The sequence below is a fragment of the Arthrobacter sp. 05T410 genome (assembly GCF_056396505.1).
The window spans coordinates 186,491-211,024 of sequence record NZ_JBFTLP010000003.1 but is presented as its reverse complement, the minus strand read 5'-3'; the positions used below and the strand labels follow the sequence as shown (position 1 = coordinate 211,024).

Genomic DNA, 24,534 nt, shown 5'->3' with positions numbered 1-24,534 from the left:
GGTCAGTCTTCCCACTGGAGGTCGTCAACGGCGTCGAGGATGCGGTCCACGCCGGGCAGGTAGTAGTGCTCAAGCTTCGGCGCCGGGTACGGCACGTCGAAGCCGGTGACACGGCGGATCGGTGCGGCCAGGTGGTGGAAGCAGCGTTCCTGGACCCGGGCGACGATCTCGGAGGCCACGGACGCGAAGCCGTGGGCTTCGGCGATCACCACGGCGCGGCCGGTCTTGCGGACCGAGGCGCAGACGGTCTCATCATCGAACGGCACGATCGAGCGGACGTCGATCACTTCCAGCGAGCGGCCTTCCTCGGCGGCGGCGGCCGCTGCGGCGAGTGCCGTCGGAACGGACGGACCGTAGGCGATCAGCGTGGCGTCGGTGCCGGGGCGGGCGACGGCGGCCCGGCCCTCGGAGGACGTGCCGCGCTCGGTGTTCGCGGCGTGCTCGGCGCGCAGCACGTCCAGGTCCACCTGGTCCTTGGACCAGTAGAGCTTCTTGGGCTCCATGAACATAACAGGGTCATCGGAGTCGATGGCTTCGCGAAGCATCCGGTAGCCGTCGGCCACGGTGGCGGGGGTGAAGACCTTCAGGCCGGCGGTGTGCGCGTAGTAGGCCTCGGAGGAGTCGCAGTGGTGCTCCACTCCCCCGATGCCGCCGGCGTACGGGACCCGGATGACCATGGGCAGCTTGACGGCGCCCTTGGTGCGGTTGTGCATCTTGGCGACGTGGCTGACGATCTGTTCGAACGCCGGGTAGGCGAACGCGTCGAACTGCATTTCGATGACCGGGCGCATGCCGTTCATGGCCATGCCGACGGCCATGCCGACGATTCCGGATTCGGCCAGCGGGGTGTCGAAGCAGCGGCTCGTGCCGAAGGTCTTGGTGAGCCCGTCCGTGATGCGGAAGACGCCGCCGAGCATGCCGACGTCCTCGCCGAAGACCAGGACCGAGGGGTCCGCGTGCATGGCGTCCGCCATCGCGGTGTTCAGGGCCTTGGCCAGGGTTATGGTCTGCGGGCCGGCCTGCTCGGCCGCAACAGCAGCTTTGGCGGCGGCGCGGGCGGTCGCGGCGCTGACGTTGCCGTTCGCCTCGGAGGACGTGGTGATGGTAGGGCTCATTTCCCGGCCTCCCTTGAGGTGGATGCGGCGTCGCGGGCCAGTTCGTCGGCGAGCATGGCGGACTGTTCTTTCAGCTGTGGTGTGGGGGTGGAGAAGACGTATTTGAAGAGATCCTGCGGTTCCACCGGGACCTCTTCGCTGAGGCCCTCGCGCAGCTGCGTGGCTACCGCCTCCGCCTTGTCGGCGATCACGGCGGCGCGGTCGTCGTCCAGCAGGCCGCGGTCCGTCAGGTAGGTCTGCATCCGGCTCAGCGGGTCCTTCGCCACCCATTCGGCGACTTCGCTGTCCTGCCGGTAGCGGGTGGCGTCATCGGCGTTGGTGTGCGCCTGCATCCGGTAGGTGTGCGCCTCCACCAGCAGCGGGCCGGAACCTTCCCGGGCGAGCTTGACGGCCCGGCCGAGGACGGCGAGCAGTGCCACGATGTCGTTGCCGTCCACGCGTTCGCCGGCCATGCCGTAGCCCACGGCCTTGTGTGCCAGGGAGGGCGCAACGGACTGGTGCGCCAGCGGTACGGAGATCGCGTACTGGTTGTTCTGGACGAAGAAGACCACTGGCAGGTGGAAGACGGCGGCGAAGTTCAGGGCCTCGTGGAAATCGCCTTCGCTCGTGGCGCCGTCGCCGCACATGGCCAGGACCACGGTGTCCTCGCCGCGCAGCTTGGCGGCGTGGGCAACGCCGACGCCATGCAGCAGCTGGGTGGTCAGCGGGGTGCACTGGATGCCGACCTTGTTCTTGGCGGGGTCGTAACCGCCGTGCCAGTCGCCGCGGAAGAGCGTCATCGTCTGGACCGGATCCACGCCCCGGGCCATGACGGCTACGGAGTCGCGGTAGGTGGGGAACAGCCAGTCACCCTCGGCAAGGCACAGTGCGGCGGCAACCTGGCACGCCTCCTGGCCGTGGCTCGAGGGGTAGACGGCCATGCGGCCCTGCCGGACCAGGGCGGAGTTCTGGTCATTGACGCGGCGGCCGATGACGAGCTGCTCGTAGGCGGCCATCAGTTCGGTCTCGCTGGGCAGGCTGTACTCGTGCCCCGGCTGGGTGCCCTGTTCCGTGTGGGGATTCAGGGTTCCGTCCGGGCCCACCATCTGGATCTGGTGGCGTGCGGGCAGCATGTAGTCCTCAACGGTGATACCGAACTTGCTCACGGCATCACCGGCTGGATCTTGTTGCGCGGCCTGCTGCGCAGCTGGCTGCGCAGCGTGGTCTGCGGAGATCGTCATTGGTCCGTCCTTCTGTAGCCACTAATCTTTCCCAGTATGCCTCCAGCCGATGTTTCGTATCCAGCCCCGCGGCAAATCGTGGAGATGTCCACAAATTTGCCCTAATCTGGAAGACAAATCGTAAGTGTGAGCTGGATTACCGGCGGGAGTCGTAGACGAATGGCAGAGCTCGAATCAGAACAGGTGGCGGTACCGCTGGACGATGTGGACCGGAACATCATCGCGGAGCTGACCCGGGACGGCCGGATGTCGGTGACACAGGTGGCCGAGAACGTCCACATTTCCCGCGCCCACGCCTACACCCGGATCGCCCGGCTCACGGGCGAAGGCGTCCTGACCAAGTTCACCGCCCTGGTGGATCCCATCAAAGCCGGGTTGAAGTCGTCTGCCTACGTCACGCTGAAAGTGCGCCAGCATTCCTGGCGCGAGTTGCGCGAACTCCTGCGCGCGATCCCCGAGGTCCATCACATCGCTCTGGTCGGCGGGGACTTCGATGTCATCCTGCTGGTGCGCGCCGTGGACAACATCGATCTTCGCCGGGTGATCTTCGATCAGCTGCAGTCCATGCCCGGAGTCCTGGACACCCAGACGTTCCTGGTGTTCGAGGACCTGGACACCCGCTAGCTGACGAATGCTTTCATCCAGGCCCGGAGCTCTTCGCCGAATTCCACCCGGTCGGCTGCGATCGAGATGACCGCCTTGAGGTAGCTCAGTTTGTCTCCGGTGTCGTACCGGCGGCCCCGGAAGACCACCCCGTAGACGCCTCCGCCCTCGCAGTCGGACACGGCAAGGGTCTGCAGCGCGTCGGTCAGCTGGATTTCGCCGCCGCGGCCGGGCGGAGTGTCCTCCAGGACATCGAAAATCTCCGGATGCAGGATGTACCGGCCGATCACGGCCAGGTTGGACGGGGCCTCGGCGGCGGCAGGCTTCTCCACGAGCCGGTTGACCCGCACATGGTCCTGGCCCGGCACAACCGAAACGTCGGCGCAGCCGTAGGCACTGATTTCCGCCGGATCCACCTCGATCAGGGCCACAACCGAGCCGCCGGTCCGGGCCTGGACATCCATCATGGCGGTCAGCAGCTCGTCCCGCTCGTCGATCAGGTCATCGCCCAGCAGGACGGCGAACGGTTCGTACCCGACATGCTGGCGGGCGCAGAGGACGGCATGACCGAGCCCCTTGGGGTCGCCCTGGCGCACGTAGTGCAGCGGGCCCAGGCGGGAAGCGTGGCGGACGGCCTCCAGCCTGTCGAAATCACCCTTGAGTTCGAGGGCGTGCTCCAGCGAGGGCTCGCGGTCAAAGTGGTCCTCCAGCGCCCGCTTCTGGCGCCCGGTCACCATGAGCAGATCCGTCAGCCCGGCCCGGACGGCTTCTTCCACCACGTACTGGATGGCCGGCTGGTCGACCACGGGCAGCATTTCCTTTGGCATCGCCTTAGTTGCCGGCAGGAACCGGGTTCCCAGTCCCGCCGCGGGTATGACAGCCTTATTTACAGATTTCCCCAGAGTCATAACCGAACATTACAAGCGGGTTCCGGAAATGAGAATGCTTCGAAGCAAAGACGAGTAGCCGGGAAATGCGTTTCCGGGTACCCCGACCGGGCCGGCCCTCAGCCCTTGAAAACCGGGCTGCGCTTCTCCTGGAAGGCCCGGAAACCCTCGGCGTAGTCCTCGCTCTTGCACAGCCGTGCCTGTTCTGCGTTTTCCTCTTCCATGGCCTCCCACAGCCCCAGCCGCTGGTCCCGGATGTGCGCGACGAGCTCCTTGCTGGCCCGGAACGCACCCGTGGCGCCGGTGGCAACGTCGGCCACGATGGCGCGGGTATTCTCAAGCAGTTCCGCCACGGGCATGGCCCGGCTGAACAGGCCCTGCGCCACGGCGTCGGCGCCGCTCATGAGCTCGGCGGTGTAGATCAGGTCCAGGGTCCTGTGCATGCCGAGGCGCTCGGTGAAATACCAGTGCCCGCCCGAATCGAGGGTGGCGCCGAGCTTGGCGAACGGTGAGCCGACCTTGGCATTCTCTGCCACGTAGACCACATCCGTGGCCAGCAGCAGCCCCAGCCCCACACCCAGGCAGGCGCCCTGGGCGGCGGCGAACGTGGGCGCGGGGAAGGCGCTCATTTTCTTCAGCAGCGGCTGGACGAGCCCGCCGAGGTAGGCCTGCGCGTCATCGCTCTCCGGTTTAACGCCGGCAATGTCACGGCCGGCGCAAAAGGCCCGGCCCTCGCCGCGGAGCAGCAGCGCCCGGACCTCGCCGCGCCCGGCGGCGTCAGCGGCGTCGTCGTACGCCCGGGACAAATCCGCGAGCGCCTGCTCGTCGAGGGAGTTGAGCTTGTGCGGGGCGTCGAGTACGACCTCGGCGACGCCGTCGGCAATGGAGAGGGAAATCATGGGGCTCCTTGGATTCGAAAAGGCCTGGACGTCGAAAAACCTTAGACGTCGAAGTCGACCGTGACTTCCGGTGTGGTGGGGTGGGACTGGCAGGTCAGGACGTAGCCCTTGTCGAGTTCATCCTGCTCCAGGGCGTAGTTCTCGTCCATGGTGACGTTGCCGCTGACCACCTTGGCCCGGCAGGTGCCGCAGACGCCGCCGGCGCAGGCGAACGGCACATCGGGGCGGACCCGGAGCGCGGCGTTGAGGATGGACTCGCGGGCATGGGTGGGGCTGGCCACTTCGCCCTGCAGCCCGTCCAGCTTGAACGTGATCTTGTAGGTTTCCTTGGATTCGTCCGTGACCACGGGCCGGCCGATGTTGCCCTCGGGGCGTTCCGGCTTGCCGGAAGTGAACAGTTCGAAGCGGACATGCTCCGGGGCGACGCCGCGCGCGGCGAGGGTGTCCCGGCAGAGCTGGACGAGTTCGAACGGGCCGCAGAGGAACCATTCGTCGACGTCGTCGGCGTGGATCGCTGTGCCCAGCAGCGCCTGCAGCTTCTCGGCGTCGATCCTGCCGCTGAGCAGCGGCGCGATCCGCTGTTCACGCGAGAGCACGTGGTGCAGCGCCAGCCGGGCGGGGTATCTGTCCTTCAGGTCCGCGAGTTCTTCCAGGAACATCACGTCCATCGCGGCCTTGTTGGCGTAGACGAGGTCGAAGCGGGTTTCCGGGTGGGCCGCCAGCAGGGTGCGGGCGATGGCGATCACCGGGGTGATGCCGGAGCCGGCGGCAATCGCCACGAAAGATCCGGTCTCCCCCGCCAACTCTTCCGGATGGTTCATGGAATTCATGACATTCTGTTCCACGGACTTGCCGTCGCGTCCGTGCTTGGAGACAAAGGCTCCCATGGGGCTCATGACGTCGAGGACGTCGCCGGCCTTGAGTTCGGCATTGGCCCACGTGGAGAACAGGCCGCCGAGGTCTTTCTTGATGGCCACGCGGATTTCGCTGCTGCCGTCCGCGAAACTGCGCGGTTCGGCGCAGATCGAGTAGCTGCGGCGGATCTCGTGCGGCTGGCCGTCGGCGTCGGGCAGGGTGGTGCGCAACGCGACGTACTGGCCCGGCAGGTAGTCGAACTGGCCGGCGAGCTCGGCCGGGACCCCGAACGTCACCTCGATGGCGTCGTCGGTGAGACGGCGGACTTCGTCCACCGTCAGGGTGTGGAAGGACGCACGACGGCGGCCGGTGGCTGCGGCCGACTCCGCGGCGGTCTGGCGGACAACCTTCATGGAAGCACCTGTTCCTTACAAGACTTTGAAGTAGTCGAACGGTTCCTTGCAGTCCTGGCACACGTGGAGGGCCTTGCAGGATGTGGAACCGAAGCGGGTGAGTTCTTTGGTGTTCAGAGATGAGCACTGGGGGCATTTGACGGCGAGCGAGAGCCGGACCGGGCCGGCGTGCCGGGCTGCTTTTCCGTCAACAGCCGCCCGGCCGGACGGCGGGGCTATCCCGTACTGTTCCAGCTTGGCCTTGCCGTCGGCACTCATCCAGTCAGTGGTCCAGGCCGGCGAGAGGACTAGTTCGACCCGGACGCTCGGGTACCCCGCGCGGTGGAAAGCCGTGGTGAGGTCATCCCGGATGGCGTCCATGGCGGGGCAGCCGGAGTACGTCGGGGTGATGATGACCTGGACGGCGGGAACCATCCCGCCGTCGTCAGTGCTTGGTTCCGTCGAGACCTGGACATCGCGCAGGATGCCGAGGTCCGCGATGGTGAGGACCGGGATTTCGGGATCGCACACGGTGGCAGCGACCGCCCAGGCCTTCTCCCGGGCAGTATTGCCCTTGGCGGCGTTGCGGCGCTCGGCGGTTTCCGGATCGGAGACAAACATTTCCATGGTCCCTACCAGTTGGCTCCGGGGTACTCGCGGGCGAGCACCTGCATCTCGGCGAGGATGTAGCCGAGGTGTTCGGAGTGCAGGCCGCGGCGGCCCCCGCCCGGTGATGGCTGGACGTTGGGGACCTCGAGCTCGGCTTCGGCCAGGATCTCGCCGGTGAGCCGGTCGAAGTCCTCGCGCAGGCTCGACGGCTGCGGCGCGGCGCCGGCTTCGCTGAGGCGTCCGGTGAGTTCGTCGTCGCGGAACAACTCATCGACGAAGGGCCAGACGACTTTGAACGCCTGGATCATGCGCCGGCGCGATTCGTCCGTGCCGAGGGCCAGGCGCAGCACCCACTGGGCACTGTGGTCCCGGTGGTAGTCAACTTCCTTGACCGCCTTGGCGGCGATGCCGGCCAGGGTGGAGTCGGTGGAGGACGTCAGCCGGCGGTAGAGCTCGAACTGATAGTAGCTGACCACGAACTGCCGGGCGATGGTGACGGCGAAGTCCCCGTTCGGCTGCTCGAAGAGCGCCGCGGAGCGGAACTCGTGCTCGCGGCGGAAGTAGGCGAGATCGTCTTCGCTGCGCCCATCCAGGCCGCCGGCATAACTGAGGAAGGACCGGGCATGGCCCAGTTCGTCCAGGGCGATGTTGCCGAGGGCGACGTCCTCTTCGAGCTCCGGCGCGCGGGAGATCCAGTGACCCAGGCGCTGGGCCAGGATCAGTGCGTCGTCACCCAGGCGCAGGGCGAACTCGGCAGCGTCCTCGCTCGGCTTCGCGGAGCCGCGGTTGACGGCGAGAGCGATGTCTTCCGGACGGAGGGCGTTGCCAGGGGTGATGCGGGTGGCGCTCGCGGTGCCGTCACCGCTGGCGCCCGCACCGGATACGCCGACGGAGATGTCGCCGTGGCCGCTGTCGTGCATGTCTGTTTCGGGAGTGGTGCTCACAGGTGCTTCACGCCCTCGCTCTTGGTGTAGTACGTGGCGTGGCGGTAGTCCTTGCCCTGGGGGGATTCAAAGAAGGAACCCTTGGAATCGGGGTCGCTGGAGGCGATGGCCTCGGCCGGGACCACCCAGATGGATACCCCTTCGTTGCGGCGGGTGTAGAGGTCCCGGGCGTTGCGCAGGGCCATGGCCGCGTCGGGCGCGTGCAGCGATCCTGCATGGACGTGGGACAGGCCGCGGCTGGAGCGGACGAATACTTCCCAGATGGGCCAGACGTTTCCTGCGTGGGGTTCGGTTGGGGCCACGGCGACAGGGGTCCCCGGCCGAGCTTGCGAGGTTGGGGATTCGTTGGGGATCATGCTGCGGATTCCTTCTGCTTGCGGCTCTGCTTCTCGGCGTAGGCGGCGGCGGCTTCGCGCACCCAGGCGCCGTTCTGGTGTGCCTCGCGGCGCCGTTCCAGGCGCTGGGCGTTGCAGGGGCCGCGGCCGGCCAGGACTTCATGGAATTCATCCCAGTCCAGCGGCCCGTGCTCCCACTTCTTGGTTTCCTCGTTGAACCGGATGTCCTTGTCCGGAAGCGTCAGGCCGAGGACCTTGACCTGCTCCATCATCATGCCGACAAACCGGTTGCGGAGCTCGTCATTGCTGAACCGCTTGATGTTCCAGGCCATGGACTGCTTGGAGTTGGGCGAATCGTCGTCCGGCGGGCCGAACATCATCAGGGCGGGGGCGTACCAGCGGTTGACCGCTTCCTGTGCCATCTGCTTCTGCTCGGGGGTGCCGTTGGAGAGTTCCAGCAGGATCTCGAAGCCCTGGCGCTGGTGGAAGGACTCTTCCTTGCAGACCCGCACCATGGCCCGGCCGTAGGGGCCGAAGGAGGCGCGGCAGAGCGGCACCTGGTTGGCGATCGCGGCGCCGTCGACCATCCATCCGATGGCACCCATGTCGGCCCAGGTGCGGGCGGGGTAGTTGAAGATGGAGGAGTACTTGGCCTTGCCGTCCATCAGGTCCTGCATCATCTGATCGCGCGGCTGGCCGAGGGTTTCAGCAGCGGAATACAGATAGAGACCGTGGCCGGCCTCGTCCTGGACCTTGGCCATGAGGATGGCCTTACGCTTCAGGCTCGGGGCGCGGGAGATCCAGTTGGCTTCGGGCTGCATGCCGATGATCTCCGAGTGCGCGTGCTGCGAGATCTGGCGCAGGAGCGTTTTGCGGTAGGCCGGGGGCATCCAGTCACGCGGCTCGATCCGGGAATCTTCTGCCATGACCTTGTCGAAGTATGCCTGGCCCTCGGCGTCGAGCCGGGCCGCGTCCTCGGGGCTCAGTTCATGCCGTGCCTGCGATGGCTCGGCGGGCACTGACTGCAGGGTCTGCGATGCCATGGTTGCTCCTAATGATTTCGGATAAATAATTACCGACCGTTCGTTCAGGATATGCGGAAGGCCGGAGATGCGTCAAGGACAGGAATCCGTGTAACGCTGGTTGCATGGATCTGGAGGTGTCGGCCGCGCTCACCATTCCCGCGTCGGAACTCCGCTGGCGGTTCTCGCGCTCGTCCGGGCCAGGCGGCCAGCACGTCAACACCTCGGACAGCCGCGTCGAACTCTCGTGGAACGTCGCGGCCTCGACGGCGCTCTCGGATGGTCAACGGCTGATACTGGCCACCCGCCTTGAACGGCGCCTCATCGCCGGAGTGATCACCGTGACCGCCGCCGAGCAGCGCTCCCAGCTGCGCAACCGCGAGATCGCCCTGGCCAAGCTCGCCGGCCTCGTGGCAGAGGGTCTTGCCCCCGAGGCCGCCCGCCGCCGGGCGACCAAACCCACCCGCGGCTCGAACCGTCGACGCCTCGCCGCAAAGGAACAGCGGGCAGCGACGAAACAGCAACGACGGCGGCCGTCCGCCGAATAGCGCCGTCCAGCCATCCAGCCGTCCAGCCAGTCATCCAGCCAGCGGGAAACGCGCGCCCGTGCCCGGGGAACGATAAGCTCGGACATTACGTCGCCGCTAAGCATCACGAAACGGAAAATGGAAGCCTTGGAGTCGTCCCCACCCATTCGGATCCTGACCGTCTGCACAGGGAACATCTGCCGTTCCCCCGTCGCGGAACGCCTGCTCCAGGCAGGACTTGACCGGATGAAACCCGGCGCCTTCGAGGTAGAGAGTGCCGGCACCCGGGCCATGGTGGGCGAGCCCGTCCAGCCCAGCTCAGCGGACATCATCCGGAGTTATGGAGGAACACCGGACGGCTTTGCCGCCCGGCAGTTGACGCCGACGATCCTGCGCGACACCGATCTGGTCTTGACCATGGCCGCACATCACCGCGGCGAAGCATTGCAGATGGATGCCTCCCTGCTCCGGCGCACGTTTACCATCCGCGAGTTCGCGCGCATGCTGAGGGTCCTGGAACAGCGCGGCAGCACCCAGCGGGATGGCACGGCGGACCCGGCGGTGGACCTGAGAAGCTTTTGGCGCGAATTGCCCGCCCGGGCCGCTGCGGTCCGGCACCTGACACTTGCCCAGGACGTTTCAGAGGACGACGTCGTGGATCCCTACGGGCGCGGCGAGGGAATGTACCGGCAGATGGAGTACGAGCTCGCGCCCGCGCTCCTCACCATCCTGCGTTTCGCGCGCACCGCAACTGAGTTCCACAACGGTTGAGTGGCCGCAAGAGCCGGGCATTCCCGGAGGAGTTTTCGTTCGACGGCCCGGAGCTATGCCGCCAACCTCCTGGCCCGGGGAACCGCCATCGGTTCCACCGGCGCCACGATGCTGAGCTGGCATTCGGACTGAAGCGGATCAATGGCGGCGGGCAGGTGGTGGGAGGCTGAGCACTCCCGCAGCTGCTCCAGGGCTGCCGGCTCCACCACGGCGTGGCTGACATCCAACACCAGATGGAGTCCTTCTCTCAGGTGGTTCGCCCGCTTGACCACCACGTACAGGGCCTGGAGGCTTCTTGCCGTCACATGTCCCTGCGCTGCTACTTCTGCCTGACCGCAATCGAGGTCGAGCCTGACAAGAACCCGGAGTTTGTGGTTCAAACGATTCCCCTGTTCGTGCATTTACTGCTTTGGCCGCGACGCTGCGACCGGTTTGGCCGCGACGCTGCGACCGCCCCCAGCCTAGGCAGGGAGTGTGACGCAGGCAACAGTGCGCTTCATATCCGGGGAACCCCGCGTTATCTAGTGCCTTCTAGGCCCAAAACTGTTGTTGCCGCGCCCGGTGTACTGTAAAGAAGGCCGCCACCGGGCCCCACTTTCCGGCACCTGGCCCCCGGCGCAGCCAGCCTGAGTGCAGCCAGCCTGAGAAGTGACAGATAGATTCCGGGCACCGTCCCGGCTGACCAAGAGGAATACATGACGCACCCCTTCGACAGCGCAGACCAAGTCCCCGCGGCCGGATCCAGGGAACGGCGGCCCGTGAGGAAACACCGGGGCCGCAAGGTGCTGATCGCCGTCGCCGTAGTCGTGGCGCTCGTCGCGGTGGTGGCCGGCGGCTACCTCTTCAACCTGGCACGGACCTTCGACTCCGGCACGAGCAAGATTGAGCAGGCCTTCCCCGACGAGTCCACGCGTCCGCAGAAGACCAACACCGCGATGAATATCCTGGTGATGGGCAGCGACAGCCGCGGCGCCACCGAGGCTGATGCCGCGGGCGGAACGCCCACGAACCAGCGCGCGGACACGCTGATGCTCATGCACATCCCGGCGGACCGCAAGAACATCTACACGATGTCCATCATGCGCGACCTCTGGGTGGACATCCCCGGGCACGGCGAGGCGAAAATCAACTCGGCACTGGCCCTTGGCGGTACGCCGCTGATGGTGCAGACCATCGAGTCGATCTTCCACCAGCGCATCGATCACGTGGCGATGATCGACTTCGAGGGCTTCAAGGGCCTCACCGACGCGCTGGGCGGGGTAACTGTGAACATCAAGGTGCCGTTCAGTTCCACCGCACTGCCGGGCCAGTCCTTCGCCCCGGGCCAGCACACCTTCGACGGAACCCAAGCCCTGGCCTTCGTGCGCGAACGCCACGCCTACGCCGACGGCGACTACCAGCGGGTCCGCAACCAGCAGGAGTTCCTGCGGGCCATCATCAAGAAATCGACTGCCGGCCAGACGCTGAGCAACCCGATCACCATCAACAACATGGTCGGTGCCGTCTCGCCGTTCGTCACGGTCGACAAGACCTTTGATTCGGGAGCCGTGGCAGGGCTGGGGCTCGAGCTCAAGGACATCCGGGCGCAGAACACCGTCATGTTCACCCTGCCGACCGGGGGCATCGGAACGTCCACGGACGGCCAGTCGATCGTGCTGGCCGACCCGGACGCCATCCAAAAGATCTCCGCGGCGATGGCCTCTGACACCCTGGGCGAGTACGTCGCCGCGAACAAGTTCGAGAACGGGAACTGACTCCCGTCAACTGAGGGGCCAGGAGAGGCCCTTGGACCCTTAGCCCGCGGCAGCAGCGGTGCTAGCGTCCGTTCATGGGGAACGCTCCGGAGCCAGCAGCCGAGGCTTCCGCGGCGTCCCCTCCCCCGTCCCCGGCGGCAGGCCGCCGTCGTCCGATTATTCTGCTCCTGGGGGCGCTGCTCGCGGTCGTCGTGGCCGTCTCGGCCTACGTCCTCACCGTGCAGCGGCCCGGGAGCCCCGCTCCGGCCGGAGCCACGGCACCGGCCGCCGCCCCGGCGGCCGCGACGGCGACGGCGGCCAGCCCCACGCCGGCGCCCACCCCCACGCCCACCCCGGAACCACCCGCCGTCGCCCTCAACATCCTGCTGATCGGGAGCGACAGCCGGGTGAATGAGCGGGCGGCGGCGGCCCGCGGCACCACCTCCGACCAGCGCGGCGACGCTCTTGTGCTGATCCACCTCCCGGCGGACCGGAAGAGCGTCTACGGCATCTCGATCATGCGCGATCTTTGGGTGGACATCCCCGGCCACGGAACGGCGAAGGTGAATGCCGCGCTGGAACTGGGCGGACTGCCGCTGATGACGCGGACGGTGGAGGCGCTGCTGGGTGCGCACATCGACCACACGGTGATGCTGGATTTTCAAGGGTTCGCGGCCATGACGGACGCGCTCGGCGGTGTCGACGTCAACATCAAACAGTCATTCACCGCCACCGCAGATGACAAGGTGCACTTTCCGGCGGGCGTGAACCACCTCAACGGGCTGCAGGCCCTGGCCTTTGTCCGCGAGCGCCATGCCTTCGCCGATGGCGATTACCAGCGGGTCCGGAACCAGCAGACGTTCTTGAAAGCCATGATGGCCAAGTTGGCTTCCGAAGGCGGCCTGGCGGACCACAGCACCGTCCGCAAACTCATCAAGACGGTGCTGCCGCACGTGACCCTGGACGCAAGCTTCACCCTGGAGTCGCTGGAAGACCTCGCCTTCGGCCTGCGGAGCACGCCGCCGGGACGTGGAGTGTTCTTCACCCTGCCGACCGCCGGCACCGGGACCAGCCGGGACGGCCAGTCGATTGTCCTGAAGGACCCTGCCGCGACCGCAGCGCTCTCCGCCGCACTGCGCTCGGGAACGCTCGCCGGCTACGTGGCGGCCAACAATCTGCAGAACGGCAATTGAGGCGCCGCTCTTCGGTAGATTGGGTCCATGACCCAGACTCCCGCCCAGCCGTCCCCGCAGCCTCCCGTCGCCCGGAAAGTTCCCTCGGTGCGCACCCATCACGGCGACGCGTTCGAGGACAACTACGAGTGGCTCCGCGACAAGGAGTCCGCAGAGGTCGTGGACCTGCTCAAGGCTGAAAACTCCTACCAGGAGTCCGTGACCGCGCACCAGGAGCCGCTGCGCGAGGCAATCTTCCAGGAAATCAAGGGCCGCACCCAGGAAACTGACCTTTCCGTCCCGAACCGCAAGGACGGCTGGTGGTATTTCACCCGCTCGGTCGAGGGCAAGGAGTACGGCATCCACTGCCGCGTGCGCGGCCAGGACACCGGGGACCGCGTCGCGGACTGGACTCCCCCGGCCGTGGAGGCCGGCGTCGTCATCCCCGGCGAGGAGGTCCTGCTCGATGGCAACCTCGAGGCCGAGGGCAAGCCGTTCTTCGCCGTGGGCGGGGCCGCCACGACCATCGACGGCACCCTCTACGCCTACGCCGTGGACAACGCCGGCGACGAGCGCTTCACCCTGCGCATCAAGGACCTCCGCACCGGCGACTTGCTGCCGGATGTGATCGAGAACGTCTTCTACGGCATCTCCTTCTCCCCCGACGGCAGCCGGATCTTCTATACCGTGGTGGACGATTCGTGGCGGCCGTACCAGGTCAAGTCCCACGTGCTCGGCACACCCGTCGGCGAGGACACGGTCATCTACCAGGAGGACGACGTCGCCATGTGGCTCGGCTTCGAGCTCTCTGCCGACCGGCGGCACCTGGTGCTCAGCATCGGCTGCTCCGAGTTCAGCGAGACCCGCCTGCTGCGCTTTGATGACCCCGACGCCGGCCTGCGCACCGTGATCTCCCGCGACGAGCGCATCCTCTACGAGGCCGAGCCGTTCCTGCTGGCGGAAGCCACGGGACGGGGCCGGGAGCGGATTCTGCTCACGCACAACAAGGACGCCATCAATTCCATGGTCTCGCTGGTGGACCCGGCCGAGCTCGCAAAGCCGCTCGCCGAGCAGCACTGGGATACCGTCGTCGCCCATTCCGACCAGGTCCGGGTCAACGGCGCTGGCGTCACGTCGACCCACGCGGTGGTCTCCGTGCGCAAGGACACCATTGAACGGGTCCAGGTCCTGCCCCTGGCAGGACTGGGCACCCCGGAGCAGGGCGCCGCCGTGGAACCTGCGTTCGCCGAAGAGCTGTATACCGCCGGCGTCGCGGGCTCCGACTACGAGGCGCCCGTCATCCGGATGGGCTACACCTCCTACTTCACCCCGTCGCGGGTCTACGACTTTGTGCTGCCCACCCCGGAGCTCCCGGCCGGTGAACTCCTGCTGCGCAAGGAGAGCCCGGTGCTGGGCGGCTACACGCCGTCGGACTACGTCGCCACCCGGGAATGGGCGGTGGCGTCCGACGGGACCCGGATTCCGCTCTCGGTCCTCCGCCATGCCTCCGTCCGGCAGGATTCGACGGCGGCCGGCCTGGTGTACGGCTACGGCTCCTACGAAATGAGCATGGATCCGGGCTTCGGGATCCCCCGGTTGTCCCTGCTGGACCGGGGCATCGTGTTTGTGATCGCCCACATCCGGGGCGGCGGCGAGCTGGGCCGGCACTGGTACGACGACGGCAAGAAGCTGCACAAGAAAAACACGTTCACCGACTTCATTGCGGCCACGGACTGGCTCGCCGGTTCCGGCTGGGTCGACCCGGCACGGATCGCGGCGATGGGCGGCTCCGCCGGCGGCCTGCTCATGGGCGCGGTCGCCAACCTGGCGCCGGAAAAGTACGCGGCGATCGTTGCCGCCGTCCCGTTCGTGGACGCATTGACCACCATCCTGGACCCCGACCTGCCGCTCTCGGCGCTGGAGTGGGAGGAATGGGGCAACCCAATCACCGACCCGGCCGTGTACGCGTACATGAAGTCGTACACGCCCTACGAGAACGTCCGTGCCGTGGCGTACCCGAAGATCGCCGCGGTCACCAGCTTCAACGACACCCGCGTGCTCTACGTGGAGCCGGCCAAGTGGGTGCAGCGGCTGCGCGAGGTGAACACCGGCAGCGAACCCGTCGTCCTGAAAATCGAGATGGAAGGCGGCCACGGCGGCGCGTCGGGCCGGTACGTGCAGTGGCGCGAACGGGCCTGGGACTACGCGTTCGTCGCCGATTCCCTCGGCGCCACCGAACTGCTGCCCGAATCCGGACTGAAGTAAGAACCCCATCGGTTGCTCCGTGGGCGCCCTTTGGGACCTCCATGAGGGCACTTACGGAGCAATCGATGCGTTTTCCGGCCGGTCAGCGGGCTTTCCGGCATTAATCCGGGAGCCCGCTACCGATATTTGGTCATCATGCTTACTATTTACTGGCATGATGGGCACTTCGACGTGGAACCCGTCCGCTGGGGGCGGGGCGTCGTAGGGCTTTGACCGGGCACACGGTGCCGGAGATGGAGTTTGTTATGAGCGTTGAGCAGGGAATGACCCCGTTGACTGATGATGAGCTGATGGCGCAGGGCGGCACCGCTCTCCCGGACAAGGAAGTCGCCTCCGTCCTGGACCTGAACGCCGACCTGAACCTGGGGATCAGCGCCGCGGCGCCGATCGACCTCGGCGTCGCGGCCAACGCCAACGTTGCCGCGCCGATTGATGCGGCAGCCTCGGCAAACGTGCTCTCTTTCGGGTCTGAGTCCCAGGCCCTCGCCGACCAGGGCACCATTATCAACCAGGGCGTCACAGGCGATGCCACGGCAGACTCCACCCAGGACAGTGTCATCGACCAGGGCACCGGTGCGGATGCCGGGACCACAGCAGCGCCTGCCGCCACGCCTGCTGCCAACGATGCGGCCACGCCTGCTGCCGCGGCCGATCTCGGCGGCGCTGTACCCGCCGGCACGGTACCCGCCGATGCCGCCGGCGTCTTGCCGGATGGCACGGCCCCGGACCTGGGCGGTGCGCTGCCGACGGATGTGGGAGCCGCCGCCGGCGCCGCGGGTGCCCTCAACGGCAACCTGCTCAACGTCGATGTGAACCTGGACGCCAACGCTGGCATCGCAGCACCGATCAACGGTGCGGTGGCCGCCAACGCCAACGTGGCCGCGCCGATCGACGCTGCCGTCGGCGCCAACATCGGCTCCATCGACAGCAACGCGTTCGCCGTCGCCCAGCAGGATGCCATCATCAACCAGGACATCCATGGTGACGCTACGGCGTCGGCTGACCAGCAGTCCGACCTGAAGCAGTAGCACCTAGATGAGCACTGTGCACGGAGGGCCGTCCGGGCAGGACGGCCCTCCGGCCCTGCCTGCCACCGGCGGCGCCACATCCGCCGCCACATCGCCCGGCACCGACTCCGGAGCCGGTGCACGCGGCGACGCTGCCGGCCCGGCGGCGTCCGCGGCGGTCGGCCTGCACCCGGTTCCGGTGCGGGCCGCCGGCGTCCAGCTGATCGGCGAGGCGAAGGGGTCCGGTTACAAGGAAGCCCCGTCCCTCGTGCGCCGTTCCGACGGCCAGACCATCCAGCTCACCCGACTGCTGTACCTGGTGCTCGAGGCGATCGACGGCGAGCGGGGCCTGGAAGAAATCGCCGGGCACGCCAGTGACACTTTCGGACGGCTCGTCAGTGCCGAGAACGTCCGCACCCTGATCACTTCCCAGCTGCTCCCCCTCGGCCTCCTGCAGCTGGCGGACGGCTCCGAGCCCGCGGTAAAGAAATCGAACCCGCTGCTGGGGATGCGCTTCCGGTACTCGGTGACCGATCCGGACCGCACCCGGAAGATCACCGCGCCGTTCGCCACGCTGTTCAACCCCTTGATCGTGGTGGCCGTGACCGCGGCCTTCCTGGCCACGTGCTGGTGGGTGCTGATGGTCAAGGGTCTGGCATCGGCAACGCATGAGGCCTTCGCCAACCCCGGCCTGGTGCTTCTGATCCTGGTGGTCACGGTGCTCTCGGCCGGCTTCCACGAGTTCGGCCACGCCGCCGCCGCCCGCCGCGGCGGGGCCACCCCCGGCGCCATGGGGACCGGCCTGTATCTGATGTGGCCGGCCTTCTATACCGACGTCACGGATTCCTACCGGCTGGGGCGCGGCGGCCGGCTGCGCACGGACCTCGGCGGACTGTACTTCAACGCCATCGTGGCGGTCGCGATCATGGGTATCTGGTGGGCCACCGGCTTCGATGCGCTGCTGCTGGTGGTGGTTACCCAGATCCTGCAGATGGTCCGGCAGCTGATGCCGCTGGTCCGCTTCGACGGCTACCATATCCTGGCCGACGCTACCGGTGTCCCGGACCTGTTCCAGCGCATCAAGCCCACGCTGCTGGCCCTGGTGCCGTGGCGGAAGACAGATCCCGAAGCCGGGCTCCTGAAGCCCTGGGCGCGGGCCGTGGTCACCATCTGGGTGCTGGTCACGGTCCCCCTGCTGCTCTTCAGCATGGCCACCATGGTGCTCACCCTGCCGCGCGTCCTGGGCACCGCCTGGGACAACGGCCTGAAACAGCAGGCCATGCTGTCCCACAGCGTCGCCACCGGGGACGTCGCCGACGCCGCCGTGCGGGTGATCGCGATCGCCTGCCTGGCGCTGCCGGTGCTGGGCATCTTCTACATCCTGCTGCGCCTGGTCCGCCAGCTGGCCACCGGCCTGTGGCGCAAGACCCGCGGCAAGGCCCTCCAGCGTGCCACCGCCATCCTTGCGATCGCGGCGGTGGCGGCGGGCCTCGCCTGGGCCTGGTGGCCGGGAGCTGACACCTACCGCCCGGTCCAGCCCTACGAGCGCGGCACCCTGGCCGACGCCACCACCGCCGTCTTCCCGGCCTCCGCCGCGTCCCGGATGGCCGAGGGCCAGGCGGGAACGACCGTTGCCTTGTGGCCGGAGGGCGCCCGGCGGCCCACACGCGAGGACCCGCAGCTGAGCATGGTCCTGGTGCCCCGGCAGTCCGGCACGGCCAGCACCGCCGGCCCCGCGGCGGCGCCGGCTGCCCCTTCCTGGGTCTTCCCCTTCGACAAGCCGGCCGCTCCGGAGGACGACGGCAACCAGTCGCTCGCGGTCAACACCACTGACGGTTCCGTGGTCTACGACGTCGCCTTCGCCCTGGTCTGGGCCGAGGACGGTGACACCGTGGACACCAGGAATGAGGCGTACGCCTTTGCCAGCTGCGCTGACTGCGCCGCTGTGGCGGTGGGCTTCCAGGTGGTCCTGATTGTGGGACAGACCGATGTGATCGTTCCGGAAAATCTCTCGGCGTCGGCGAACTACAACTGCGTCCGGTGCCTGACCTACGCCCTGGCCAGCCAACTTGTCCTGACCCTGGATGGGCCCTTGAGCAGCGACGGCATGACCAGGCTCAACGAGCTGTGGCAGGAGATCGCCGCCTACGGCAAGGACCTGCGGAACCAGCCGCTCTCGGAGATCCAGGGCCGGCTCAGCGCGTACAAGGAACAGATCATGGCGGTCATCAAGGCCGATCCGAGCGCCACCCCGGCCGGGTCCGCCGGCACAGCGCCAACTCCGGGCGCCACGCCCGGCGCAACCTCCGGCGCCACGCCTGGTGCCGGTACCGCTGCCACGCCCGGTACGACGTCGGGAGCCACTGCCGAAACCACCCCCGGCAGCACGCAGGCCCCGGCCCCGGGACCCACGGGACCCACGGGAGCCACGGCGCCGAGTGGCGGCACGACGTCGTCCGGTCCCGCCCCGGGCTCCGGTGCCACGGAGCCGGCAGGGCAGCAACTGACGCAACCCGCGGCTCCCGCACCGGGCACGGTCTCACCGGCGCCGGTATCCACCGCGCCGCCGGCACCCTAAGTCGGGAACCCGAATCGGGTTCGGCCTGGGCCCGAATCGGTTCCGAATGGACGCAGATGGCCGGAATGAGGACTTCATTCCGGCCATCTGCGTCAGATCGGCGTCCCGACAGACCGCCACCCCGTCAGAGCGCTACCCTGTCAGGTCGGTACTTCCCTTAGATTTGCGCGTCCCTTAGATTGGGGCTTCGCTGCGCCTTCGGCCGCCGGGTACCTGCTGCCGGGCCTTCCATTCATCCGCGGGGATGGTGTACACCATTTCCGTGGCCCGTTCGTCCTTGTTGTGCCACTTGCCACCTGCCGTGATTCCAGGCCCAGCCCGGGCCGGTGAACCCGGCACCCAGGCCCCAGCACCCCGGCCCCAGCACCCGGCACCCAGCACCCAGCACCCAGCACCCAGCACGGAGAGGCAACACGATGAGACTAACGCTGACAGAGTTCCTCACATTGGACGGCGTGGCGCAGGGTCCTGGATCGCCCGAGGAGGATACCAGCGACGGCTTCTCACAAGGAGGTTGGTTCGTCCCCTATCTTGACGAGGAATTCATCCAGCAGGCGGCGGACTGGCTGGGTGAGGCGGATGCGTTGCTGTTCGGCCGCCGCACCTACGTCAACTTTGCGAGGGACTGGCCGAGAATCACGGACCCTGATGATCCGTTCTCTGAGAAGATGAACGGTTTGCCGAAGTACGTGGCCTCGCAGAGCCTGGCGCGGGCTGGTTGGGCGCCCACGACCATCCTGTCCGGGGACGTCCCCGCACAGGTCGCTGAGTTGAAGAGGCAGCCCGGCCGGGAGTTGCAGATCCACGGGAGTGCCCGGCTGGCCCAGTCGCTGCTGGCGAAGGGGCTGATCGACGAACTGAGGCTGGTGATCGCCCCTGTGGTGGTGGGTAACGGCAGGCAACTGTTTCCGGCCGGAGGCGCCCCGGCGGGCCTGCGTCTGGTCCGCCATGAGGCGACGCCGGGCGGACTCGCGATTCTTGTCTATGAGTCGTCCGGGCTTCCGACGTACGGGACCTATGAGCCTGGTTCGTCCGGCACCTGAGGCCCGTGGTTGAGCTTGCGGCCGATGGTTGAGTCGGCCGCTACGCTGCACCAGGCGGAGTTGACCGAGTTCAAGCGCCGGGCCCGGTCAGCGGTCCTTCCACTCGTCCGCGAGCATGGCGTACACCACTTCCGTGGCCCATTCGCCCTTGTAGTGCCATTTGTCCACCTGCCGTGATTCCAGGCGCATGCCGAGCCGTTCACAAAGCGCCGCCGAGGCTGTGTTCAGGGCATCGAGCTTGGCGTCGATGCGGTGGAATCCGAGGTCTTCAAACCCGAGCTTCAGCAGTGCCCGGGCGGCCTCGCTCGCGATGCCCCGTCCCCGCGCCTCCGGGGCCAGGCTCCAGCCGATCTCGGCCTGCCCGCACCCCTCCAGCCACTTCAGCACCACCTCGCCGAGGAGGCCGGGCGAATCCTGGGCCTCAATGGCCAGGGCCACCCAGTCGCCCTCCTTCTCGAACTCGAAGTTGGCGTACCGTCCCACCGTTTCCATCGACTGGGTGTAGCTCTTGGCCTCGCGGGGCAGGAACCGGGCGGTTTCCGGGAGCGAGTGGTAGGCATGGAAGGCATCGAGGTCGGCGGCTGCAAAACGCCGCAGCACCAGCCGCTCGGTGCGGATGGGCAGCGGAGGCAGTGGCTTGGGTTCATTCATGTCCCCAACGCTACCCATCCGTTGCTCCGGAAGCGCCGTTTTGCGCGGCCAAAAGGGCGGCTACGGAGCAACGGATGCCTGCGCGACGGCGGCGGCCGTTGCCTCCGCGATCGCCCGTTCCTCGTCAGTGGGGACTACAAGGACCGGCAGGGCCGACGTCGGGGTGGAAATGACGCGGGGTTCCCTGGACCGTTCCCGGTTCAGCCCGGCGTCGAGTTCGACGCCGAGGGCACCGAGCCGCTGCGCCACCAGGTTCCGGAACTGGTGCGAGTTCTCGCCGATTCCGGCCGTGAAGACAAGAGCCTTCGCGCCGCCCACGGCCACGTGGTAGCCGCCGATGTACTTCGCAAGCCGGTAGGACGCGACCGCCAGGGCCATGGCCGCCTTGGCATCGCCGGCTTCCGCGGCCTCCACCACGGAGCGCATGTCGTTGTTGCCGGCCAGGCCTTTGAGCCCGGACTGCCGGTTCAGCATCGAATCCAGGTCCTCGGGTGACCATCCGTTCCGGCCGAGGAAGACCAGGATGGACGGATCGAGGTCGCCGGAGCGGGTGCCCATGACGAGGCCCTCGAGGGGCGTGAATCCCATGGACGTGTCGATTGACTGGCCACCGCGGATCGCGGTGACCGAGGCGCCGTTCCCCAGGTGGGCGATCACGGCGTCGAACTCCTCGACCGGAACATCCAGCAGCGCCGCCGCCCGGTGCGCAACGTATTCGTGCGAGGTGCCGTGGAAGCCGTAGCGGCGGATCCCGTGGTTCGTGTAGAGCTCGTCCGGCACCGCATAGCGCCAGGCGTGCTCGGGCAGGGTGCGGTGGAAGGCGGTGTCGAACACGGCCACCTGCGGCAGTTCGGGCCACTTCTTCGAGATCGCGCGGATGCCGAGGACGTTGGCGGGGTTGTGCAGCGGGGCGAGCGGGTTCAGCCGTTCAATGGCCCGGGTGATCTCGTTGTTGACCAGCACCGGCTCGGCGAAGCGCTCCCCGCCGTGCACCACGCGGTGGCCGACGGCATCCAGCACGCGGTCCCCCAAGGCGTCGTGGATGGCGGCGTCCACCTGCTCCAGCGCCTGGGCGTGGTCGCGCGGGCCCTCGATCTGGCCGTCGCCCTCACCGCCGGCACCCATGCCGATCTTCTCGACCAGGCCTTCGGTGAGCACGCTGCCGGCCTCGACGTCGCGCACCTGATACTTGAGCGAAGACGAGCCAGAGTTGATGACGAGCACGAGCATGGGGCCTCCTAAGCCTTGGCTTCGACGCTACCCGAGGGTGCGCCGGGACTGGCATCACGCCGGAGCCTGGCCGAGCGCTCCGTGGGATCCACTATAAATTGCCGGACCAAATTGCCGGAACGCCAGTGGCGCCCATCCGTTGCGAAAGCCGGGCCGGGCGCCTAGAGTCGGCGGACCAACTGGACAACTCACGAAGGGGATTTCCATGACTGACGACGCGACCCAGCCGGAGGGCACCGAACCAGCGGGCACCGAACCAGCGGGCACCGAACCCGCCAGCGGTTCCGGTAAACCGGATCCCACCGGCGTCGTCGGCGCGAACCCGGCCCTGGACGACACAGGAAACCCCAAGGCCGCCGAGGTCGGCGAAGCGCCCGAGGCCCCCGAGAATCTGGAGGACCTGGATCTCACGCCGGCGGGCCTGGCCGATGAGCCCGCCAAGGAGGAAGACCCCGAAAGTCCGGCGAAGCCGGAAAACAGCTGACGGAAAACAGCTGACCTGGAAAACAGCCGAGCCGGAACAGCTGACTATGCGCGGGCAGCCGCAGGTTCCGGCTCGGTAGCGGGCTCCACGGACTGCGCCTGCACGGCGGTGATGGCCACCGTGTTCACGATGTCCTCTACGGTGCACCCGCGGGAGAGGTCGTTAACCGGCTTCCGGAGACCCTGCAGGACGGGCCCGACGGCGACCGCACCCGAGGACTGCTGCACTGCCTTGTAGGTGTTGTTGCCGGTGTTGAGGTCCGGGAAGATGAACACGGTCGCCTGCCCTGCCACGGACGAGCCCGGCATCTTGGACGCGGCGATCGCGGCGTCGACGGCGGCGTCGTACTGGATGGGGCCTTCAACGGCCAGATCCGGGCGGCGGTCCTTCACGACTTCGGTGGCCTGCCGGACTTTGTCCACTGCTTCCCCGGTCCCGGATCCGCCGGTGGAGTAGGACAGCATGGCCACCCGCGGCTCCACGCCGAACTGGGCTGCGGTCTCGGCCGAGGCCAGCGCGATATCCGCCAGCTGCTCCGCGTTCGGGTCAGGGTTGACCGCGCAGTCGCCGTACACCAGCACCCGGTCCGGCATCAGCATCAGGAACACCGAGGAGACGATCTTGACGCCGTCCCGGGTCTTGACGAACTCCAGCGCGGGCCGGATGGTGTGGGCCGTGGTGTGCGCGGCGCCGGACACCATGCCGTCCACCACGCCGAGCTGCACCATCATGGTGCCGAAGTAGCTGCCGTCAAGCATGACTTCCAGCGCCCGGGCCAGGTCCACGCCCTTGTGCGCCCGCAGTTCCGCGTACTTCTGGGCAAACTGCTGGCGCAGCTCCGACGTCGCGGGGTCCACGATGCTCATGCCGGAGAGGTCGATGCCCTGGGTGGACGCCAGCTCCCGGACCGCCGACTCATTGCCCAGGATCGTGAGGTCGCAGACGTCCCGCCGGTGCAGAATTTCGGCGGCCCGCAGGATCCGCACGTCGTTCCCCTCGGGCAGGACAATGTGCCGGCGCTGCAGCCGGGCCCGCTCAATGAGGTCGTGCAGGAACCGCAGCGGCGTCATCCGCTCCAGCCGCGGCAGGTGCAGCCGCTCCACCAGCTCGGCCTCGTCCACGCGCTTAGCCCACAGCCCCACGGCCGAGGCCACCTTGCGGCGGTGCCCGGACCAGATCTCGCTGCGGACCTCGGACACCCGTTTGGCCGTGGTGTAGGTATCGTCCGGGGCCGCGAACACGGGGAATGGCGCCTGCGCCAGCAGCGAGTAGATGTTGGGGTCCGGGGCCAGGCCGCCGGTGAGGATGAGCGCAGACGGCACCGGAAACTCCGGCGAGAACGACGACGCGAGGCACGCGACCATCACGTCCGCACGGTCACCCGGGACGATCACGAGGGCGCCGTCGTCGAGCACGTGCAGGAAGTTGGCCACATTCATCGCCGCCACCTTGATGGAATGGACGTCGCGTTCCATGTCCTGCCGACCGGCCACCTGGCGGATCCCAAGGGCCGAGGCCACCTCCCCGGTGGTGGGCCGTGCGATGTCCTCCAGCTCGGGGAAGACGTAGACGGGGCGGCCGGACGCGCCGGGCTTCACGGCGGCGACGATCCCGTCCACGTCCTCCGGGTTGGCCCGGTTCACCATGATGGCCAGGAGGCTGCAGTGTTCCGCCGCCAGTTCCTTGCGGGCAACCTCGACGGCGTCGGCAGCCTCCGCGACGGTCCGCCCCTTCGCGCCCACCACGGCGACGATCGAGGCGGCCAGGTTGTTCGCGAGGCGAGCGTTGAGGTCGAATTCGACGGCGGCATCCTGGCCGGTGAGGTCCGTCCCCTCCACAATCACCACGTCGCAGTGGCGGGACATTTCGGCGAAGATCTCCACGCAGCGGGCGTCGATCTCGGCCCTGTTGCCCTCGGCCAGCAGCCCGCGGACCTCGGCAAACGTCAGGCCGCCGCGGCAGCGCCGGTCATCAAGATCGAACCGGGCCTTCATCAGCGCCACCATCGGGTCCGCCGCGGCGTCGTTGCCGTGAACCACAGGCTTGAAGAATCCGATCCGGTCCGCGTGCCGGTGGAGGGTGTCCGCCAACCCCAGCGCTATGAGGGACTTGCCGGAGCCCGGGGTGGTCGCGCTGACGTAAATTCCTTTGGCCATGTGTCCCAGCATACTTACACCCCTTGACAGCGGGCA

At 67.6% G+C, this 24,534-nt stretch carries 23 protein-coding genes; 10 read left to right on the top strand and 13 right to left on the bottom strand.

Annotated elements, in window-relative coordinates; all coding sequences use genetic code 11:
* Window positions 1–2 precede the first annotated feature (2 nt).
* Entirely contained in the window at window positions 3–1,115 is a 1,113-nt protein-coding gene (locus AC1DFR_RS05590) for an alpha-ketoacid dehydrogenase subunit beta (protein ID WP_476872926.1), read from the bottom strand.
* The gene (pdhA, locus tag AC1DFR_RS05585; RefSeq protein WP_476859318.1) at window positions 1,112–2,335 is read right to left on the bottom strand and encodes a pyruvate dehydrogenase (acetyl-transferring) E1 component subunit alpha; all 1,224 of its coding nucleotides are present in this window, start codon (window positions 2,333–2,335) and stop codon (window positions 1,112–1,114) included. The genes AC1DFR_RS05590 and pdhA overlap by 4 nt, the downstream gene beginning before the upstream one ends.
* A 159-nt stretch (window positions 2,336–2,494) precedes the next feature.
* Between pdhA and AC1DFR_RS05580 the strand changes: the two genes are divergently transcribed.
* Window positions 2,495–2,959 (top strand): Lrp/AsnC family transcriptional regulator, encoded by a 465-nt coding sequence (locus AC1DFR_RS05580; protein ID WP_026537452.1) that lies wholly within the window; start codon window positions 2,495–2,497, stop codon window positions 2,957–2,959.
* On the opposite strand, the gene galU is transcribed toward AC1DFR_RS05580, so the two are convergent.
* The 7 genes from galU to paaA all read right to left on the bottom strand — a co-directional run bounded on the left by galU (window position 2,956) and on the right by paaA (window position 8,902).
* A complete protein-coding gene (galU, locus tag AC1DFR_RS05575; protein WP_476855591.1) occupies window positions 2,956–3,846 on the bottom strand; it encodes a UTP--glucose-1-phosphate uridylyltransferase GalU in 891 nt (296 codons plus the stop codon). The two genes, AC1DFR_RS05580 and galU, sit on opposite strands and share 4 nt — an antisense overlap.
* 98 nt (window positions 3,847–3,944) lie before the next feature.
* Window positions 3,945–4,724, bottom strand: coding sequence for an enoyl-CoA hydratase/isomerase family protein (locus tag AC1DFR_RS05570; RefSeq protein ID WP_476855590.1), 780 nt, complete (start codon window positions 4,722–4,724; stop codon window positions 3,945–3,947).
* A 41-nt stretch (window positions 4,725–4,765) separates the two neighbouring features.
* The gene (gene paaE / locus AC1DFR_RS05565) at window positions 4,766–5,992 is read right to left on the bottom strand and encodes a 1,2-phenylacetyl-CoA epoxidase subunit PaaE (RefSeq protein ID WP_476872925.1); all 1,227 of its coding nucleotides are present in this window, start codon (window positions 5,990–5,992) and stop codon (window positions 4,766–4,768) included.
* A 15-nt stretch (window positions 5,993–6,007) separates the two neighbouring features.
* Window positions 6,008–6,592 (bottom strand): 1,2-phenylacetyl-CoA epoxidase subunit PaaD, encoded by a 585-nt coding sequence (gene paaD / locus AC1DFR_RS05560; protein WP_476873031.1) that lies wholly within the window; start codon window positions 6,590–6,592, stop codon window positions 6,008–6,010.
* Between the two features lie 11 nt (window positions 6,593–6,603).
* Window positions 6,604–7,500: a 1,2-phenylacetyl-CoA epoxidase subunit PaaC gene (gene paaC / locus AC1DFR_RS05555; RefSeq protein WP_476859406.1), complete on the bottom strand. Its 897-nt coding sequence runs from the start codon at window positions 7,498–7,500 to the stop codon at window positions 6,604–6,606.
* A 20-nt stretch (window positions 7,501–7,520) separates the two neighbouring features.
* Window positions 7,521–7,880 (bottom strand): 1,2-phenylacetyl-CoA epoxidase subunit PaaB, encoded by a 360-nt coding sequence (paaB, locus tag AC1DFR_RS05550; RefSeq protein WP_476870388.1) that lies wholly within the window; start codon window positions 7,878–7,880, stop codon window positions 7,521–7,523.
* Window positions 7,877–8,902, bottom strand: coding sequence for a 1,2-phenylacetyl-CoA epoxidase subunit PaaA (gene paaA, locus AC1DFR_RS05545; RefSeq protein WP_476859315.1), 1,026 nt, complete (start codon window positions 8,900–8,902; stop codon window positions 7,877–7,879). Before paaA ends, paaB begins: the two co-directional genes overlap by 4 nt.
* A gap of 104 nt (window positions 8,903–9,006) precedes the next feature.
* On the opposite strand from paaA, the gene arfB reads away from it, so the two are divergent.
* Both arfB and AC1DFR_RS05535 read left to right on the top strand, forming a co-directional pair.
* Window positions 9,007–9,429 (top strand): alternative ribosome rescue aminoacyl-tRNA hydrolase ArfB, encoded by a 423-nt coding sequence (arfB, locus tag AC1DFR_RS05540; RefSeq protein ID WP_476855587.1) that lies wholly within the window; start codon window positions 9,007–9,009, stop codon window positions 9,427–9,429.
* A gap of 126 nt (window positions 9,430–9,555) precedes the next feature.
* Window positions 9,556–10,179: an arsenate reductase/protein-tyrosine-phosphatase family protein gene (locus tag AC1DFR_RS05535; protein ID WP_476872924.1), complete on the top strand. Its 624-nt coding sequence runs from the start codon at window positions 9,556–9,558 to the stop codon at window positions 10,177–10,179.
* Window positions 10,180–10,232: 53 nt separating this feature from the next.
* On the opposite strand, the gene AC1DFR_RS05530 is transcribed toward AC1DFR_RS05535, so the two are convergent.
* Window positions 10,233–10,484, bottom strand: coding sequence for a hypothetical protein (locus AC1DFR_RS05530; RefSeq protein ID WP_343213085.1), 252 nt, complete (start codon window positions 10,482–10,484; stop codon window positions 10,233–10,235).
* Between the two features lie 453 nt (window positions 10,485–10,937).
* Between AC1DFR_RS05530 and AC1DFR_RS05525 the strand changes: the two genes are divergently transcribed.
* The 6 genes from AC1DFR_RS05525 (at window position 10,938) to AC1DFR_RS05500 (ending at window position 19,977) form a co-directional block, all read left to right on the top strand.
* Entirely contained in the window at window positions 10,938–11,933 is a 996-nt protein-coding gene (locus tag AC1DFR_RS05525) for an LCP family protein (protein ID WP_476872923.1), read from the top strand.
* A 74-nt stretch (window positions 11,934–12,007) separates the two neighbouring features.
* Entirely contained in the window at window positions 12,008–13,105 is a 1,098-nt protein-coding gene (locus AC1DFR_RS05520) for an LCP family protein (protein WP_476872922.1), read from the top strand.
* A gap of 27 nt (window positions 13,106–13,132) precedes the next feature.
* Entirely contained in the window at window positions 13,133–15,349 is a 2,217-nt protein-coding gene (locus tag AC1DFR_RS05515) for a S9 family peptidase (RefSeq protein ID WP_476872921.1), read from the top strand.
* Between the two features lie 245 nt (window positions 15,350–15,594).
* Window positions 15,595–16,377, top strand: a complete 783-nt coding sequence (locus AC1DFR_RS05510) for a peptidoglycan-binding protein (protein ID WP_476872920.1) — start codon at window positions 15,595–15,597, stop codon at window positions 16,375–16,377.
* Between the two features lie 7 nt (window positions 16,378–16,384).
* On the top strand, window positions 16,385–18,934 hold the full coding sequence (locus AC1DFR_RS05505; protein WP_476872919.1) for a hypothetical protein: 2,550 nt from the start codon (window positions 16,385–16,387) through the stop codon (window positions 18,932–18,934).
* A 416-nt stretch (window positions 18,935–19,350) separates the two neighbouring features.
* Window positions 19,351–19,977, top strand: coding sequence for a dihydrofolate reductase family protein (locus tag AC1DFR_RS05500; protein WP_476872918.1), 627 nt, complete (start codon window positions 19,351–19,353; stop codon window positions 19,975–19,977).
* An 87-nt stretch (window positions 19,978–20,064) separates the two neighbouring features.
* Here the strand turns inward: AC1DFR_RS05500 and AC1DFR_RS05495 are convergent, their stop codons facing one another.
* Both AC1DFR_RS05495 and AC1DFR_RS05490 read right to left on the bottom strand, forming a co-directional pair.
* Window positions 20,065–20,628, bottom strand: a complete 564-nt coding sequence (locus AC1DFR_RS05495) for a GNAT family N-acetyltransferase (RefSeq protein ID WP_476870382.1) — start codon at window positions 20,626–20,628, stop codon at window positions 20,065–20,067.
* A gap of 60 nt (window positions 20,629–20,688) precedes the next feature.
* Entirely contained in the window at window positions 20,689–21,858 is a 1,170-nt protein-coding gene (locus tag AC1DFR_RS05490) for an acetate kinase (protein WP_476872917.1), read from the bottom strand.
* A 205-nt stretch (window positions 21,859–22,063) separates the two neighbouring features.
* On the opposite strand from AC1DFR_RS05490, the gene AC1DFR_RS05485 reads away from it, so the two are divergent.
* Entirely contained in the window at window positions 22,064–22,342 is a 279-nt protein-coding gene (locus AC1DFR_RS05485) for a hypothetical protein (protein ID WP_476872916.1), read from the top strand.
* Window positions 22,343–22,386: 44 nt separating this feature from the next.
* On the opposite strand, the gene pta is transcribed toward AC1DFR_RS05485, so the two are convergent.
* Window positions 22,387–24,498: a phosphate acetyltransferase gene (gene pta, locus AC1DFR_RS05480; protein ID WP_476872915.1), complete on the bottom strand. Its 2,112-nt coding sequence runs from the start codon at window positions 24,496–24,498 to the stop codon at window positions 22,387–22,389.
* Window positions 24,499–24,534: the final 36 nt, after the last annotated feature.